General features: G+C 69.6%; 12 protein-coding genes. 6 read left to right on the plus strand and 6 right to left on the minus strand.

What is annotated here, in order from left to right; all coding sequences use genetic code 11:
* Positions 1–96: 96 nt before the first annotated feature.
* Positions 97–1,140, minus strand: coding sequence for a cell division protein ZapE (zapE, locus tag BFN01_RS00380; protein WP_071640380.1), 1,044 nt, complete (start codon positions 1,138–1,140; stop codon positions 97–99).
* Positions 1,141–1,266: 126 nt separating this feature from the next.
* Here zapE and BFN01_RS00385 point away from each other — a divergent pair, with 126 nt between their 5' ends.
* Positions 1,267–2,163: a sulfurtransferase gene (locus BFN01_RS00385; RefSeq protein ID WP_071640382.1), complete on the plus strand. Its 897-nt coding sequence runs from the start codon at positions 1,267–1,269 to the stop codon at positions 2,161–2,163.
* Positions 2,164–2,200: 37 nt separating this feature from the next.
* Positions 2,201–2,632 (plus strand): SufE family protein, encoded by a 432-nt coding sequence (locus tag BFN01_RS00390; RefSeq protein WP_071640384.1) that lies wholly within the window; start codon positions 2,201–2,203, stop codon positions 2,630–2,632.
* Between the two features lie 28 nt (positions 2,633–2,660).
* Here the strand turns inward: BFN01_RS00390 and BFN01_RS00395 are convergent, their stop codons facing one another.
* Positions 2,661–3,809, minus strand: coding sequence for a S9 family peptidase (locus BFN01_RS00395; protein WP_071640387.1), 1,149 nt, complete (start codon positions 3,807–3,809; stop codon positions 2,661–2,663).
* A gap of 25 nt (positions 3,810–3,834) precedes the next feature.
* Between BFN01_RS00395 and BFN01_RS00400 the strand changes: the two genes are divergently transcribed.
* From BFN01_RS00400 to BFN01_RS00415, 4 genes are all read left to right on the plus strand, one after another.
* The gene (locus BFN01_RS00400) at positions 3,835–4,416 is read left to right on the plus strand and encodes a DUF3000 family protein (protein WP_071640389.1); all 582 of its coding nucleotides are present in this window, start codon (positions 3,835–3,837) and stop codon (positions 4,414–4,416) included.
* The gene (locus BFN01_RS00405) at positions 4,409–5,605 is read left to right on the plus strand and encodes an HRDC domain-containing protein (RefSeq protein ID WP_071640391.1); all 1,197 of its coding nucleotides are present in this window, start codon (positions 4,409–4,411) and stop codon (positions 5,603–5,605) included. The genes BFN01_RS00400 and BFN01_RS00405 overlap by 8 nt, the downstream gene beginning before the upstream one ends.
* Before the next feature lie 74 nt (positions 5,606–5,679).
* Positions 5,680–6,885, plus strand: coding sequence for a thiolase family protein (locus BFN01_RS00410; protein WP_071640393.1), 1,206 nt, complete (start codon positions 5,680–5,682; stop codon positions 6,883–6,885).
* A 5-nt stretch (positions 6,886–6,890) separates the two neighbouring features.
* Positions 6,891–9,050, plus strand: a complete 2,160-nt coding sequence (locus BFN01_RS00415; RefSeq protein ID WP_071640457.1) for a 3-hydroxyacyl-CoA dehydrogenase NAD-binding domain-containing protein — start codon at positions 6,891–6,893, stop codon at positions 9,048–9,050.
* Positions 9,051–9,113: 63 nt separating this feature from the next.
* Here the strand turns inward: BFN01_RS00415 and BFN01_RS00420 are convergent, their stop codons facing one another.
* From BFN01_RS00420 to BFN01_RS00435, 4 genes are all read right to left on the minus strand, one after another.
* Positions 9,114–10,739, minus strand: coding sequence for a GMC oxidoreductase (locus BFN01_RS00420; RefSeq protein WP_071640395.1), 1,626 nt, complete (start codon positions 10,737–10,739; stop codon positions 9,114–9,116).
* 4 nt (positions 10,740–10,743) lie between these two features.
* Complete coding sequence (locus BFN01_RS00425) at positions 10,744–11,646, minus strand: YegS/Rv2252/BmrU family lipid kinase (protein ID WP_256220973.1); 903 nt, start codon at positions 11,644–11,646, stop codon at positions 10,744–10,746.
* 9 nt (positions 11,647–11,655) lie between these two features.
* Positions 11,656–13,599, minus strand: a complete 1,944-nt coding sequence (gene dxs, locus BFN01_RS00430; RefSeq protein ID WP_071640397.1) for a 1-deoxy-D-xylulose-5-phosphate synthase — start codon at positions 13,597–13,599, stop codon at positions 11,656–11,658.
* 118 nt (positions 13,600–13,717) lie between these two features.
* Positions 13,718–16,624 (minus strand): aconitate hydratase, encoded by a 2,907-nt coding sequence (locus BFN01_RS00435; protein ID WP_177243765.1) that lies wholly within the window; start codon positions 16,622–16,624, stop codon positions 13,718–13,720.
* Between the last annotated feature and the right edge of the window lie 119 nt (positions 16,625–16,743).

The raw sequence follows: 16,743 nt of genomic DNA on the forward strand, positions 1-16,743 counted from the left end.
AGAACGAATGAGGTCAGTCTGTGCGCGCGATGTTTCGAGCGACGACGCGCCGTGTTGCGGGCGTGTTACAGCCCGGCGGCCGGTGTGACGATCGTGTTACTCGGCCGCCGAATGCGTCAGCGCGTTCAGACGCGAGATCGCCCGCAGGTACTTCTTGCGGTACCCGCCCGCGAGCATCTCGTCGGCGAAGACCTGATCGAGCGACACCCCGGTCGCGACGATCGGCAGCTGCGCGTCGTACACCCGGTCGACGAACGCCACGAAGCGCAGCGCCTCGGACTGATCGGTCAGTGTGCGCACCTCGCGCAGGCCCACCAGTGACAGCCCGTCGATCAGGCGGATGTAGCGCGACGGATGCACCTGTGCCAGGTGCTGGATGAGCGCCGCGAACTCGTCGTCGGAGGCAGCGCCGGATGCCGACGCGCTCTCGACGGCCCGGGCGTAGCGCGCGTCATCCGCCACGAGCGCGCTGCCGTCGAGCGCGCGCTGCCGATAGTCGACGCCGTCGATGCGCAGCGTCTCGAAGCTCTCGGACATCGCGTGGATCTCGCGCAGGAAGTCCTGTGCCGCGAAACGTCCTTCGCCCAGCGCGTTGGGTGGGGTGTTGGAGGTGGCGGCCAGTTTCGTTCCCGACGCCACGAGTTCACCCAGCAGCCGCGTCATCACCATGGTGTCGCCCGGGTCGTCGAGCTCGAACTCGTCGATGCACAGCAGGTCTGCGCCGCTCAGCAGGTCGACCGTGTTCTTGTAGCCGAGCGCACCGACCAGTGCGGTGTACTCGATGAACGAGCCGAAGTACTTCCGGCGTGCGGGAAGCGCGTGGTAGACGGACGCCAGCAGGTGGGTCTTGCCGACGCCGAACCCGCCGTCGAGGTAGACGCCGGGCTTCATCGGCGTCTCCTTCGGCGCCCGGCGGAACAGGCCCGCCTTCTTCGCCGGCGCCGCTCCCTCGCCGACGAAGCGCTGCAGCAGCTGCTTGGTCGCCTCCTGCGAGGGGTAGCGGTCATCGGAGCGGTAGCTGTCGAAGGTCGCCGCGTCGAACTGCGGAGGGGGGACGAGGCTTGCCAGCATCTCGGTACCGGTCACGACAGGCGTGCGCTCGGTGAGGTGCACGACGCCCGTGCTGATCTGCTGGGTCATCACGTTCCTGAGGTCATAGTCTTACGATCCGGATGCGGGTGCGCGCCGGGGGATCTATCGTCGTAGGGGGACGGCTCAACTTTACGCCGTCGCATGCCCACCCGAGCCCGACCCAGAGGAGCCACTGTGGCCGTCGATCACGACACGTCATCCCCCAAGTTCGCCGAGTACGCCGAGCCCGGCCGCCTCGTGTCGACCGAGTGGCTCGCCGCCCACCTGGGCGCCCCCGGCCTCGTGGTCGTGGAATCCGACGAGGACGTGCTGCTCTACGAGACCGGGCACATCCCGGGCGCGGTGAAGATCGACTGGCACACCGAGCTCAACGACCCCGTCGTGCGCGACTACGTCGACGGCGAGGGCTTCGCCGAGCTGCTGAGCCGCAAGGGCATCGCCCGTGACGACACCGTGGTCATCTACGGCGACAAGAACAACTGGTGGGCGGCCTACGCACTGTGGGTGTTCTCGCTGTTCGGACACCAGGACGTGCGCCTGCTCGACGGCGGTCGTGACCGGTGGATCGCGGAGGGACGCGAGATCACCACCGACAAGACCGTGCGAGCGCGCACCGAGTACCCGGTCGTCGAGCGCGACGATTCGCAGCTGCGTGCGTACAAGGACGACGTGCTGGCGTTCATCGGCACCGGGCCGCTGATCGACGTGCGCTCCCCCGAGGAGTACAACGGCGAGCGGACCACCGCGCCCGCGTACCCCGAAGAGGGCAGCCTCCGGGCCGGCCACATCCCCACCGCGCAGAGCGTGCCGTGGGGCAGGGCGGTCGCGGAGGACGGCGGCTTCCGCTCGCGCTCCGAGCTCGAGGCGATCTATCTCGACGAGGCCGGCATCGACGACTCCGACGATGTCATCGCCTACTGTCGCATCGGTGAGCGCTCCAGCCACACCTGGTTCGTCCTGAAGCACCTGCTCGGGATCGAGAAGGTGCGCAACTACGACGGCTCGTGGACCGAATGGGGCAGCGCGGTGCGCGTGCCGATCGTCAGCGGCAGCGAGCCCGGCTCGCTCTGACAGGCCCGGCCCGCGGCGAGGTGGGATGATGGCAGGGATGACTGACACGCACGTCCCCGCCACCCTCGCCGAGTTCCGCGACGAGTTCCTCGAGCTGCCCGAAGCGGATCGACTCGAGCTGCTGCTCGAGTTCGCGAACGAGCTCCCTCCCGTCTCCGATGAGATCGCGGCTCACCCCGAGATGGCCGAGCGGGTCGCCGAATGCCAGTCCCCCGTGTACATCTACATCGAGGTCTCCGACGGCGTCGTCACCATGCATGCGACGGCGCCGCCGGAGGCCCCGACGACACGCGGCTTCGCGAGCATCCTGGCCCAGGGGCTGACGGGTCTCACGGCCGACGAGGTCCTCGCCGTGCCGAACGACTACCCGCAGAGCATCGGCCTGACGCGGCTCGTCTCGCCGCTGCGGATCGGCGGCATGACCGGGATGCTGATGCGCGCGAAGCGCCAGGTCGAGGCCAAGCGCTGAACGACGACGGTCGGCGCCGCTCCCGGCGTCAGGCCAGACCCTGCGCGGTCAACCAGCCGGTGATGGCCGACGACCAGGCGCTCTCGTCGTAGTTCCAGAGCTTGGTGTGCCGCGCGACGTGGAACTCGGGCATCGTGACGAGATCCGGTCGGGCATCGGCCAGGGCGTGCGACGCGTCAGCGGGGACGAATCCGTCGTCGTCGCTGTGCAGGATCAGGATCGGGGCGTCGAGCTCCGACGCCCTGGCGACCATGTCGAGCCTGTCGAACGGGATCGCCTCCTCGGCGCCGCTGAGCCTGGCCAGGAACCTGTTCCCGAGCGCTCCCATGGCGAGACCGGGCAGCGGCTCGCGCAGTCCCGACTCGCGCGCCTGGAAGCGCAGCACCGTGCGCCAGTCGACCACCGGCGAGTCGAGGATGACGCCGGCGATGGCATCCCGCTGCTCGGATGAGACGGCGGTCTGCAGCGCGATCGCCCCGCCCATCGACCAGCCCATCAGCACGACGCGCTGCGCGCCCTGCCGCAGCGCGTATCCGATCGCGGCGTCGACGTCGCGCCACTCGGAGGCGCCCAGTGCGTAGGAGCCGCCCCGCGTGCGCGGCGCCTCGCCGTCGTTGCGGTACGACACGACCAGGGTCGGCAGGCCCAGCGCGTGCATGACGGGGACCGCGCGCAGGCACTCGGAGCGGAGGGTGCCGCGACCGTGCACCTGGATCACCCACGTCGACGAGTCGGCCGGGAACAGCCAGGCCGGGCAGGGGCCTGCCGGCGAGCCGATCAGCACGCTCTCCCAGGGCAGGTGCAGCTCGCTCGGCGACTGGTGGTACCAGCCGCTGAACGCCGCGTCGCGATCGACTCTCGCGCCCGGCTCGATCTGGGTGAGCAGCTTGCGGCGCACGCTCGTGGCGTCGGCGCTGAGCACGGCTCCGAGCTTGACGTATCCGTAGGTGCCCGTGGTGAACAGCCCGTACCGCCCTGGCAGCTCGGTGTCGGGCGTGCGCGAGAGCTCGATCGTCTGGGCGCCGGTGTCGACAGCGAGGATCTGGGTGTCGTTCCGACGCACGGAGGGCATCACCACCCGGCGTGCCGTCGCGAGGACGGCGGCCGCTCCTGCCGCGGCTCCCGCCGCGATGGCAGCGGGGACGGCGAAGGCTACGGCGTGCCTGAGACTCTTCATCGCCTCCCGACTCTAGCCTGTCCACGTGAGCGCACACCCGGATGCCGCAGCGCTGTTCGACGCAGCGGCGGCAGAGCTTCGTGAGACGGCGTTCCGCAGCGACATCGTCGTGCGGGAGATCCCGTCACCCGCCGGGCTCGCGCCCTTCGCCCTGGCCCTCGCCGCCGACGTGCGACCCGATGATCACGGCGACTCGGTGTACGGCACCGGGCGGTTCGTGCTGCTGCACGATCCCGACGAACCGGACGCCTGGGGCGGCGCGTGGCGCATCGTCGCGTTCGCGCAGGCCCCGCTCGAGCCCGAGATCGGCACCGACCCGCTGCTGGCGGACGTCGCCTGGTCGTGGCTGGTGGACGCCCTCGACTCGCGCGACGCGGGCTATCACTCGGCGTCCGGCACGTCGACGAAGATGCTCTCCAAGGGCTTCGGCGCGCTGGCGGCGGAGGGCGACGGGGCGCAGATCGAGCTGCGCGCGTCGTGGACTCCGGATGCTCCGCTGGGCCCGCATGTGGAAGCATGGGCGGAGCTGGTCGGGATGCTCGCAGGGCTCCCGCCGGGATCAGAGGACGTCGCCGTGTTCGGCGCGAGAAAGGGTGCACGTGGCTGAGTACTCCGTGATCGACGACCGTGCGGAGTTCGAGCGGGCAGCCGAGACGCTCGCCGAGGGGTCAGGTCCGGTGGCCGTCGACGTGGAGCGAGCATCCGGATTCCGCTACTCCCAGCGCGCGTACCTGGTGCAGGTGTTCCGCCGCGGGGCGGGTGTGTTCCTGTTCGACCCGCCCGCGATCGGCGACTTCCACCCGCTTCAGGATGCCATCGGCGACGCCGAATGGGTGTTCCACGCCGCCAGCCAGGATCTGCCCTCGCTGCGTGAGCTCGACCTCGAGCCGGCGCGCATCTTCGACACCGAGCTCGCCTCCCGGCTTCTCGGCAGCGACGGCTTCGGACTCGCCGCGGTCGTCGAGCACACCCTGGGCATCACCCTGGCCAAGGCGCATTCGGCCGCCGACTGGTCGACCAGGCCGCTGCCGGGCCCGTGGCTGGAGTACGCGGCGCTGGATGTCCTTCATCTCGTCGATGTGCGCGATGCGCTCGTCGACGAGCTCGAGGCCGCAGGAAAGACCGAGATCGCCGCCGAGGAGTTCGACGCGACGCTGCACCGTCTGCCGAAGCCGCCCCGCGAGGAGCCGTGGCGCCGGCTGAGCGGGCTGCACAAGGTACGCGGTGCCCGCCAGCTGGCTGTGGCCCGGGAGCTGTGGACGGCACGCGAGCAGTACGCCGAGCAGATCGATGTCTCGCCCGGCCGCCTCGTGCCCGACCGCGCGCTGCTCGCCGCACTGCTGGCCGCGCCGCGGTCGAAGCAGGAGCTCGCCGGACTCAAGACGTTCAACGGGCGTGCGAGTCGGACGCAGATCGATCGCTGGTGGGCCGCGATCGAGCGCGGTCGCACCACCGAGGACCTGCCCCGCGAGCGCGTGCCGAGCGATGCTCTCCCGCCGCCCCGAGCGTGGGCCGATCGCAACCCGGACGCCGACCTGCGGCTGAAGGCCGCCCGCCCCGTGATCGAGGCGCTCGCCGACGAGCTGCACATGCCGACCGAGAACCTGCTGACCCCCGAGCACCTGCGTCGTGTCGCCTGGCAGCCGCCGGCCGATCTGACCGCCGAGTCCGTCGCCGCCGCGCTGCTCGAGCTCGGCGCTCGCCCCTGGCAGGTTGCGCATACCGCACAGAAGATCGTCGATGCGTTTGTAGAGGGGCCGCAAACGGCCGTCGAGGGGCTCCCGAACGCTTCGTAGGTTCGATCCAACCGATTCAGAGCGGCCCTACCCCGCTCCTAGGCTGGACGTGAACCCCAACCTATGGAGGCAGAGTGGCCGAGATCTCGGACGTCTACTTCGTCGATGGAGTGCGCACCCCGTTCGGGCGCGCCGGCGAAAAGGGCATGTACTGGAACACCCGCGCGGATGACCTCGCCGTCAAGGCGACCATCGGCCTGATGGAGCGCAACGCCGCCGTGCCGGCCGACCGCATCGACGACGTCGCCATCGCCGCGACCTCGCAGACCGGCGACCAGGGTCTCACCCTCGGCCGGTCTGTCGCCATCCTCGCCGGCCTTCCGCAGACCGTCCCCGGCCTCGCCGTCGAGCGCATGTGCGCCGGCGCGATGACCAGCGTCACCACGATGGCCGCGTCGATCGGCGTCGGCATGTACGACGTCGCCCTGGCCGGCGGCGTCGAGCACATGGGCCACCACCCCATCGGCGGCAACGCCGACCCGAACCCGCGCTTCGTCGCGGAGAAGATGGTCGACCCCGGCGCCCTGAACATGGGGGTCACCGCCGAGCGCATCTTCGACCGCTTCCCGCACCTCACCAAGGAGCGCTCCGACCGCTTCGGCATGCTCAGCCAGCACAAGGTGCAGGCCGCGTACGACGCGGGCAAGATCCAGCCCGACCTCGTGTCGGTGGCGATCAAGGGAGCCGACGGCGCCTGGGGACTCGCGACCGAGGACGAGGGCCGTCGCCCGCAGACCACGATGGAGGACCTCGCCGCGCTGAAGACGCCCTTCCGTCCACACGGTCGCGTCACCGCCGGCACCTCCTCGCCGCTGACCGACGGTGCGACCATGTCGCTGCTGGCCGGCGGCGGCGCGGTCAAGGAGTTCGGGCTCACCCCGAAGATGCGGATGGTCTCCTTCGCCTTCGCCGGCGTGCAGCCCGAGATCATGGGCATCGGTCCGATCCCCTCGACCGAGAAGGCCCTGAAGAAGGCCGGCCTCGAGATCTCCGACATCGGTCTGTTCGAGCTGAACGAGGCGTTCGCGATCCAGGTGATCTCCCTGCTCGATCACTTCGGCATCGCCGACGACGACCCGCGCGTGAACCAGTGGGGCGGCGCGATCGCCCTGGGACACCCGCTCGCGGCATCCGGAGTGCGTCTGATGATCCAGCTCGCCGCGCAGTTCGCCGAACGACCGGACGTGCGCTACGGCCTGACCGCCATGTGCGTGGGGCTGGGCCAGGGCGGCTCGGTCGTCTGGGAGAACCCGTTCTACGACGGCAAGAAGAGGAAGTGACGGCGATGAAGGACACGACCAACGCCCCGTATGCCGGCATCGACTTCACACCGCTCTCCGCTCTCGCCGACGGAGAGGTGGTCACGCACTCCCCCGTTCGAGACATCCGCCTCGGCTCGGGCCGGGTGCTCGCGCTCATCACCCTCGACAACGGTCGAGACCACACCAGGCCGAACACGCTGGGCCCTGCCACGCTGATCGAACTGGGCGAGACGCTCGAGTCGCTGAAGGCCCGTGCGGCGGCGGGCGAGATCCAGGCGGTCGGCGTCACCGGCAAGCAGTACATCCTCGCCGCCGGAGCCGACCTCTCCGACATCAGCCGGCTGGGCTCGAAGGACAACGCGCGCCTGATCGCGCAGCTCGGACACAAGGTGCTCGGCTCGCTGTCGGAGCTCGGCGTGCCGTCGTTCGCGTTCGTCAACGGGCTCGCGCTCGGCGGCGGCATGGAGATCGCCCTGAACTCCACCTACCGCACGGTCGATGCATCGGCTGCGGCGCTCGCGCTGCCCGAGGTCTTCCTCGGCATCATCCCCGGCTGGGGCGGCGCCTACCTCGTGCCGAACCTCATCGGCATCGAGAAGGCCCTCGAGGTCGTCATCTCCAACCCGCTCAAGCAGAACCGCATGCTCAAGCCGCAGCAGGCGTTCGAGCTCGGTCTGATGGATGCCATCTTCCCGGCATCCACCTTCCTGGAGAGCTCGCTCAGCTGGGCGGATGACGTGCTCGGCGGAAAGAAGGTCGAGCGCAGGAACGAGCCCGGCAAGATCGAGCGCACGGTCAAGTGGCCGATCGCGATCAAGACGGCACGCGGCATGCTCGAGTCGAAGATCGGCACCGTTCCGCGCTCGCCCTACGTCGCGCTCGACCTGCTCGACAAGGCCAGGAGCGGCACCAGGGCCGAGGGCTTCGCCCGAGAGGACGAGGCGCTGGCCGAGCTCGTCACCGGCGACCAGTTCGCCGCGTCGATGTACGCCTTCGACCTCGTGCAGAAGCGCGCGAAGCGCCCCGTCGGCGCTCCCGACAAGGCTCTGGCGAAGAAGGTCACCAAGGTCGGCATCATCGGTGCGGGTCTGATGGCCAGTCAGTTCGCGCTGCTCTTCGTGCGCAGGCTCCAGGTGCCGGTGCTGATCACCGACCTCGATCAGGCACGTGTGGACAAGGGCATGGCGTACATCCACGACGAGATCGGAAAGCTCGAGCAGAAGGGCCGCCTCGACGGCGACACCGCCAACAGGCTGCGCTCGCTCGTCACGGGCACGACCGACAAGAGCCAGTACGCCGACTGCGACTTCGTGATCGAGGCCGTGTTCGAGGAGGTCGGTGTCAAGCAGCAGGTGTTCGGCGAGATCGAGAAGATCGTCGCCGACGATGCGATCCTCGCCACGAACACCTCGTCGCTGTCCGTCGAGGAGATCGGCTCGAAGCTCGCCCATCCCGAGCGCCTGGTCGGCTTCCACTTCTTCAACCCGGTTGCGGTGATGCCGCTGATCGAGATCGTGAAGACGCCGCACACGGCGGAGGCCGCGCTGTCGACGGCGTTCGTCGTCGCGAAGGGTCTGGGCAAGAACGCGGTCCTCACCGCGGACGCACCCGGATTCGTCGTGAACCGTCTGCTCGCGAAGGTCATGGGCGAAGCAGCACGCGCCGTCTACGAGGGCACGCCGATCGCCGACGTCGAGAAGGCCTTCGGTCCGCTCGGTCTGCCGATGGGGCCGTTCCAGCTGATCGACCTCGTCGGGTGGAAGGTCGCCGCACACGTGCAGGACACCATGGTGCGCCACTTCCCCGATCGCTTCTACGCCAACGAGAACTTCCACGCTCTCGCCGAGCTGGATGCCGTCGTCGAGAAGGACAAGGGCGGCCGGGTCGTCGGCTGGACCAAGAGCGCCGAGAAGGTGCTCAAGGGTCACGTCGGCAGCTCTCCGGCATCCGCCGACACCATCCTGCAGCGCGTGCAGGACGGCCTGGCGCAGGAGATCCACCTCATGCTGGACGAGGGCGTCGTGCCCGAGGTGGAGGACATCGACCTCTGCCTGATCCTCGGCGCGGGCTGGCCGTTCATCGACGGCGGCGCCTCGCCCTACCTCGACCGCGAAGGCGCGTCGGAGCGGGTCTTCGGCGGCACGTTCCACACCCCGCCGATCCGCGGGATCGCGCAGAGCTGACGCTCGAGCGAGCAGGGGTCGCACCGTCTGGTGCGGCCCCTGTCGCCGTTCCGCGTGGCTCGCTCAGCCCGCCGGTGCGGGTCGGTGGTCGTCCTCACCGCGTCGCGGCCAGTGCGCGAAGGCCCGCTCCGCGAGCGCGGTGATCGTGAGCGACGGGTTCACGCCGGGGTTCGCCGGCACAGCCGAGCCGTCGACGACGTGCAGCCCCGGATGCCCCCACACCCGGTTCCAGGCATCCACCACGCCACGGTCGGGCGAGTCGCTGATCACCGCACCGCCGAGGAAGTGCGCCGTCAGAGGGATCCCGAACACCTCCGGCCACGAGCCGCGCGGCTCGGTTCGCACGCCGGTCTCGCGCTGCATGCGCCCGGCGATGGCAGCCACGGCGCGATGGGCCTCCGGCAGGTGCGACGGATTCGGCGCGCCGTGTCCCTGCCGACTCGTGAGCACGTCGCGTCCGAAACGGCGGCGCAGCGACAGGGTGAGCGAGTTGTCCGCGGTCTGCATGACCAGCGCGATGATGCCGCGCTCGCTCCAGCGGTGCAGGCTGGCCAGGCGCAGCTGACGCAGCGGATGCCGGCCGAATGCCGCGAGCAGCGAACTGATCCTCCTGGCCAGGGAGCGACCTCCGGGGACGAGGACCGTCGCGAGAGCGCCCATCAGGTTGGACCCGGGACCGTAGCGCACGTTCTCGACGTGCGTGCGCTCGTCGACGTGGAACGACGTGGTGATCGCCACACCGTGGGCGTACCCCGCGGCATCCGGAACCCGCGTCGCCACCGCCCCGTCCAGCGCCTCCGAATTCGTTCGGGTGAGCCGTCCGACGGCATCCGAGATCCGGGGCAGCGCGGCCGACGCTCGCATCCGGTGCAGCAGCTGCTGGGTACCCCAGGTGCCGGCCGCGAGCACCACCTGCTCGGAGCGGATGGTCCGGCGTCGGCGGCGCAGCCAGGCGCCCGAGCGCTCGGTGGTGACGAGGTAGCCGCCGCGCGGATCCTCGCGCACCTCGACGACGGTGCGCAGCGCCTCGATCCGCGCGCCACGCCGCTCGGCGAGGGCGAGGTAGTTCTTCGCCAGCGTGTTCTTCGCGCCCACCCGGCAGCCGATCATGCAGTTGCCGCACAGCGTGCATCCGGTGCGATCCGGTCCCTGCCCGCCGAAGTACGGATCCGGCACCCGCACCCCCGGCATGCCGAGGAAGACCCCCACCGGAGCCCGGCGGAAGGTCTCTCCCACGCCGAGATCTTCGGCGTCACCCGCCATGATCCGCTCGACCGGACCGGTGTGCGGGTACTCGTCGACGACGCCCAGCATGCGCTTCGCCGTCGCGTAGTGCGGGGCGAGCTCGCTCTGCCAGTCGCTGCCGGCGGGCCAGTTCCGATCGGCGAAGAAGGCCGGCGGCGGCTCGTACAGCGTGTTCGCGTAGTTCAGCGATCCGCCGCCGACCCCGGCGCCGGCGAGGATCATGACATGCGGCAGGCGGTGGATGCGCTGCACGCCGAAGCACCCGAGCCTCGGTGCCCACAGGTAGCGACGCACATCCCACGACGTCTTCGCGAAGTCGCTGTCGTCGAAGCGTCTGCCGGCCTCGAGCACCCGCACTCGGTATCCCTTCTCGGACAGGCGCAGCGCCGCGACCGATCCCCCGAAGCCGGATCCCACGATCACGACATCCTCGTCGTACGGCATGTGCTCACTCCCTCGGAATCATCATGGTGACGGCGCCCGGGCGCACACCGATGCTGCACTCCCCCACCCCGACGCGCTCGCCGTCGGCGTAGACGACCAGATCGGGGGCCGACACCCGCACCGAGGTGGCCCGCTCGTGCCGCACCTCGGGACGCCGCAGGTGACGCCCGCGCAGCAGCAGCGGGAACAGGCGCACCAGCCGCGCGCGGCTGACGGGCGCGACGTGCACCACGTCGAGGTGACCGTCGTCAGGGTCGGCGCCGGGGCAGATCGGCATCCCGCCACCGTAGCTGCGGGTGTTGCCGACGGCCAGCAGGGTGCCCGGCCGCACCTGAGCGCTGCCGCCGTCGATCGAGACCCGGAACACGACCGGACGCAGGCGCACGAGTTCGATCACCAGCGCCAGGTAGTAGCGCAGCGGGCCGCGGGGGCGCCGCAGCGCATTCGTGCGCTCGCTCACCTTCGCGTCGAAGCCGAGGGCGGCGACGGTGAGGAAGACCCGTTCCGAGCCCCGCGACGAGACCGTGCCGAGATCGATGGTGCGGGCGCGGCCGTGGATCGCGGCGAGGGCGGCCGTCCGCGGATCGCGGGTGGGGATGCCGAGCGACCGGGCGAGGTCGTTCCCTGTGCCGGCAGGCACCAGTGTGATCGGCTTCCCGCTCTGCGCCAGCACGTCGACGATGCCGGTGAGGGTGCCGTCGCCGCCGACGACGACGATGCCGTCGGACTGGGCGCGCACCGCCCGGCGGGCGAGAGACAGGGTCTGCTCGGCCGACTCCCCCACGAGAAGGGTCACCTCGGCCCCGGCCGCCCGCAGCGCGCGCTCGGCCGCGGCTCCCACCCGCACGGCGTGCCCCCTGCCCGCCTGCGGGTTGACGATGAGGGCGAGGCGCACGGGTTCACCCACCGCGCGAGCTCAGCGCTTCTGGCTGAGAGAGAGGTCGAGGGCCCCGGTCTGGCCGGGAGCCTTCGCGACCGGGATCCGGGTGCCGCCGACCTGCGCCACGATGTCGGCCGTGATCTTGTCGACCGTGAGTCCGGCGTCCTCGAGGATCTGCTCGCGGGACGCGTGCTGGAGGAACTCGTCCGGCACACCCAGCTCGTCCACCCCGGTGTCGATCCCCGCCTCGCGCAGCACCTGGCGCACGCGCGTGCCGATGCCGCCGACGCGGATGCCGTCTTCCAGCGTGATCACCAGACGATGCCGTGCCGCCAGGGAGACGACCGACGACTGCACGGGCACCGCCCACCTCGGATCGATCACCGTCGCCCCGATGCCGCGCGCGCTCAGACGCGCGGCGATGTCGACGGCCACCTCGGCGAACGCGCCGATCGCGACGATCAGCACGTCCTCCTCATCGCCGCGGGCGAGCACGTCGGTGCCGTCGGCGAGACGCTCGATCGCGGTGATCGGGTCGGGCACATCGCCCTTGGGATAGCGGATCACCGTCGCCGCGTCGTCGATCGCGACGGCTTCGGCGAGGCACTCGCTCAGACGCACGGCGTCGCGCGGCGCGGCGATCCGGATGCCGGGCACCATCTGCAGCATCGCGAGATCCCAGACGCCGTTGTGACTCGGCCCGTCCGGCCCGGTCACGCCGGCGCGGTCGAGCACGAACGTCACCCCGGCGCGATGCAGGGCGACGTCCATCAGCACCTGGTCGAAGGCGCGATTCATGAACGTCGCGTAGATGGCCACGACGGGGTGCAGGCCGCCGAACGCGAGTCCCGCGGCGGATGCCACGGCGTGCTGCTCGGCGATGCCGACGTCGTACACCCGATCGGGGAAGCGCTCGGCGAAGGCGGCCAGGCCGGTCGGACGCAGCATCGCGGCGGTCATCGCGATGACCTTGTCGTCGCGGCTGCCGATCTCGACGAGCGCGTCGGAGAACACCGAGGTCCACGAGGTGCCGGACGACGACGACAGGGCTCCGCCGGTCTTCGGATCGATGCGCCCGACCGCATGGAACTGGTCGGCCACGTCGTCGAGGGCGGGCTGGTAGCCGCGCCCCTTCTCGGTGATGGCGTGCACGATCACGGGTGCGCCGTAGTCCTTGGCGTAGCGCAGCGTCTCGATGAGCGCCTCGACGTCGTGGCCGTCGACCGGCCCGAGGTACTTGATGTCGAGGTTGGAATACAGCGCCACGTTGTTCGCGAACCGCGAGAGGAAGCCGTGGGTGCCGCCGCGCACGCCGCGGAACACCGCGCGGCCGAGCGGGCCGAACGCGCGGAACAGCCGGTCGGACTTGCGGTGCATCTCGCGGTACATACCCGCGGTGCGCACGCGGTTGAGATAGCGCGACATGCCGCCGATGGTCGGCGCGTAGGAACGGCCGTTGTCGTTGACGACGATGACGAGGTTGCGCTCGTTGTCGTCACTGATGTTGTTCAGCGCCTCCCACGTCATCCCCCCCGTGAGGGCGCCGTCGCCGACGACCGCCACGACGTGCCGATCGGCGCGTCCTGTCGCGGTGAACGCACGCGAGATGCCGTCGGCCCAGCTCAGCGAGCTCGACGCGTGCGACGACTCGACGACGTCGTGCACGCTCTCGGATCGCTGCGGGTATCCGGCGAGCCCGCCGCGGGAGCGCAGCTCGGAGAAGTCCTGGCGACCGGTGAGCAGCTTGTGCACGTACGACTGGTGGCCGGTGTCGAAGATGATCGGGTCGTCCGGAGACGAGAACACGCGGTGCAGCGCGATCGTGAGCTCGACGACGCCGAGATTCGGGCCGAGGTGCCCGCCGGTGCGAGCGACGTTCTCCACGAGGAATGCACGGATCTCAGCCGCCAGCTCGACCAGTTCCCCGCTGGAGAGTCGATCGAGATCTCGGGGGCCGGTGATGCTCGGCAGGATCGGCATGGACGTCCTTCCGCGACGTGGATCGCCCGCCGGGGAAGGCGTGCGCATCCGAATATTCTACCTCGGGATGCGGCAGGGGCCCGGATGCCGAAGCATCCGGGCCCCTGCGCGACGCGGGTCAGACCAGCGAACGCAGCACGTACTGCAGGATTCCGCCGTTGCGGTAGTAGTCGGCCTCACCGGGTGTGTCGATGCGGACGACCGCGTCGAAGGTGATCGGCTCGCGACCCTCGGCGGAGAACTCGCTCGGGGTGGCCGTGACCTTGACCGTCTTCGGCGTGGTGCCCTCGTTGAGAGCCGTCAGACCCTCGATCGAGATGACCTCGGTGCCGTCGAGCCCGAGCGACTCCCAGCTCTCCCCGGCGGGGAACTGCAGCGGGACGACGCCCATGCCGATGAGGTTGGAGCGGTGGATGCGCTCGAAGCTCTCGGTGATGACCGCCTTCACGCCGAGCAGGTTGGTGCCCTTGGCCGCCCAGTCGCGCGACGAGCCCGATCCGTACTCCTTGCCGCCGAAGATCACCAGCGGGATGCCCTGGTCCTGGTAGTTCTGCGATGCGTCGTAGATGTACGCCTGCGGGCCACCCTCCTGCGTGAAGTCGCGGGTGAAGCCGCCCTCGATCTGCTGACCGTCGTTGACGGCCTTGACGAGCGCGTTCTTCAGGCGGATGTTCGCGAACGTGCCGCGGATCATCACCTCGTGGTTTCCGCGGCGCGAGCCGTAGGAGTTGAAGTCGCGCTGCTCGACACCGTGCTCGGTGAGGTACTGCGCGGCCGGCGTGCCGGCCTTGATGTTTCCGGCCGGCGAGATGTGGTCGGTGGTGACCGAGTCGCCCAGCGTCGCCAGCACGCGAGCGCCGCTGATGTCGGTGACCGGAGCGGGGGTCAGCTCCATGCCGTCGAAGTAGGGCGCCTTGCGCACGTAGGTCGACGCCTCGTCCCATTCGAAGATCGGCCCGGTCGGCGTCGGCAGGTTCTTCCAGCGCTCGTCGCCGTCGAAGACGGTGGCGTACTGCTTGATGAACTGGTCGCGCGAGATCGAGCTGTCGATGATCTCCTGCACCTCTTCGGTGGCCGGCCAGATGTCCTTGAGGAACACGTCGTTGCCGTCGGCGTCCTGGCCCAGAGCATCGGCCTCGAAGTCGAAGTGCATCGAGCCGGCGAGGGCGTACGCGACGACCAGCGGCGGGCTGGCCAGGTAGTTCATCTTCACGTCGGGGCTGATGCGCCCCTCGAAGTTGCGGTTGCCCGAGAGCACTGCCGTGACGGCGAGGTCGTGCTCGTTGATCGCCTCGGACACCTCTTCGATCAGCGGGCCGGAGTTTCCGATGCAGATCGTGCAGCCGTAGCCGACCGTGTAGAAGCCGAGACCCTCGAGGTCCTTGTCGAGGCCGGACTTCTCGTAGTAGTCGGTGACGACCTTCGAGCCGGGGCCGAGAGTGGTCTTCACCCACGGCTTCTGCTTCAGGCCCTTCTCGCGCGCCTTGCGGGCGAGAAGACCGGCGGCGATCATCACCGACGGGTTCGACGTGTTGGTGCACGACGTGATGGCGGCGAGGGTGACGGCGCCGTTGTCGAGGATGTACTTCTGCCCGTCGGGAGTCGTCACCTTGACCGGGTTGGATGCGCCGTGCCCGCCGCTCGAGGCGAGCATGGAGTGCTGGTGCTCGTCCTCGTGCTGGTACGACACGCCCTCCTCCGACACGTGCTCGCGCTCGACGCCGGGCGCGTTGCCGGGATCGGATGCCGGGAACGTGCCCTCGACCTCGACCGAGGCCTCGTTCGCCGAGGTGTAGTTCAGGATGTCCTTCTCGAACTGCTGCTTCGCCTCGGCCAGCAGGATGCGGTCCTGCGGGCGCTTGGGACCGGCGATCGAGGGGACGACCGTCGACAGGTCGAGCTCCATGTACTCCGAGTACGTGGGCTCCTTGTCGGCGTCGTGCCACAGGCCCTGCACCTTGGCGTACTGCTCGACGAGCTCGACGGCGTGCTCGTCACGGCCGGTGAGGCGCAGGTAGTCGAGCGTCACGTCATCGATCGGGAACATCGCCGCGGTCGAACCGAACTCGGGCGACATGTTGCCGATGGTCGCGCGGTTCGCGAGCGGGACGGAGGCCACACCGGCGCCGTAGAACTCGACGAACTTGCCGACCACGCCGTGCTGGCGGAGCATGTCGGTGATCGTGAGCACCACGTCGGTCGCGGTCACGCCGGCGGGGATCTCGCCGGTGAGCTTGAAGCCCACCACGCGCGGGATGAGCATCGACACCGGCTGACCGAGCATCGCCGCCTCGGCCTCGATGCCGCCGACGCCCCAGCCGAGCACGCCCAGACCGTTGACCATCGTGGTGTGCGAGTCGGTGCCGACGCAGGTGTCGGGGTATGCGCGCAGCACGCCGTCGACGGTGCGGTCGTAGATGACCTTGGCCAGGTGCTCGATGTTCACCTGGTGCACGATGCCGGTGCCCGGGGGCACGACCTTGAAGTCGTCGAACGCGGTCTGACCCCAGCGCAGGAACTGGTAGCGCTCGCCGTTGCGCTGGTACTCGATCTCGACGTTGCGCTCGATCGCGTCCGGGCGCCCGAACAGGTCGGCGATGACGGAGTGGTCGATGACCATCTCGGCGGGAGAGAGCGGGTTGATGCGATTCGGGTCACCGCCGAGCGCGGTGACGGCCTCGCGCATGGTGGCGAGGTCGACGATGCAGGGCACGCCGGTGAAGTCCTGCATGACCACGCGCGCCGGCGTGAACTGGATCTCGGTGTCGGGCTCCGCGGTGGGGTCCCACGAACCGAGCGCCTCGATCTGCGCCTTCGTGACGTTCGCGCCGTCCTCGGTGCGCAGCTGGTTCTCGAGAAGCACCTTCAGAGCGAAGGGGAGCCTCTCGTGACCCGCGACCGTGTCGATGCGGAAGATCTCGTAGTCGGTGCTGCCGACTGTCAGGGTGCTCTTGGCACCGAAGCTGTTCACCGTGGACACGAATCCGTCTCCTTCTGATCGGATGGGAGCGACAGGCGCTTCCATCTTGCTCGCCGAGTGAGCGGCACGGCTAGCAAGGTTGGCCTTACCAGTGTGCGTCGTGCGGCCGCTCGACGGAACGAGCAATTTATCTTGACGTCAAGATAAATCTACCAGAACGGACG

This window comes from Microbacterium sp. AR7-10, from assembly GCF_001878835.1.
In the GTDB taxonomy this organism is placed as follows: domain Bacteria; phylum Actinomycetota; class Actinomycetes; order Actinomycetales; family Microbacteriaceae; genus Microbacterium; species Microbacterium commune.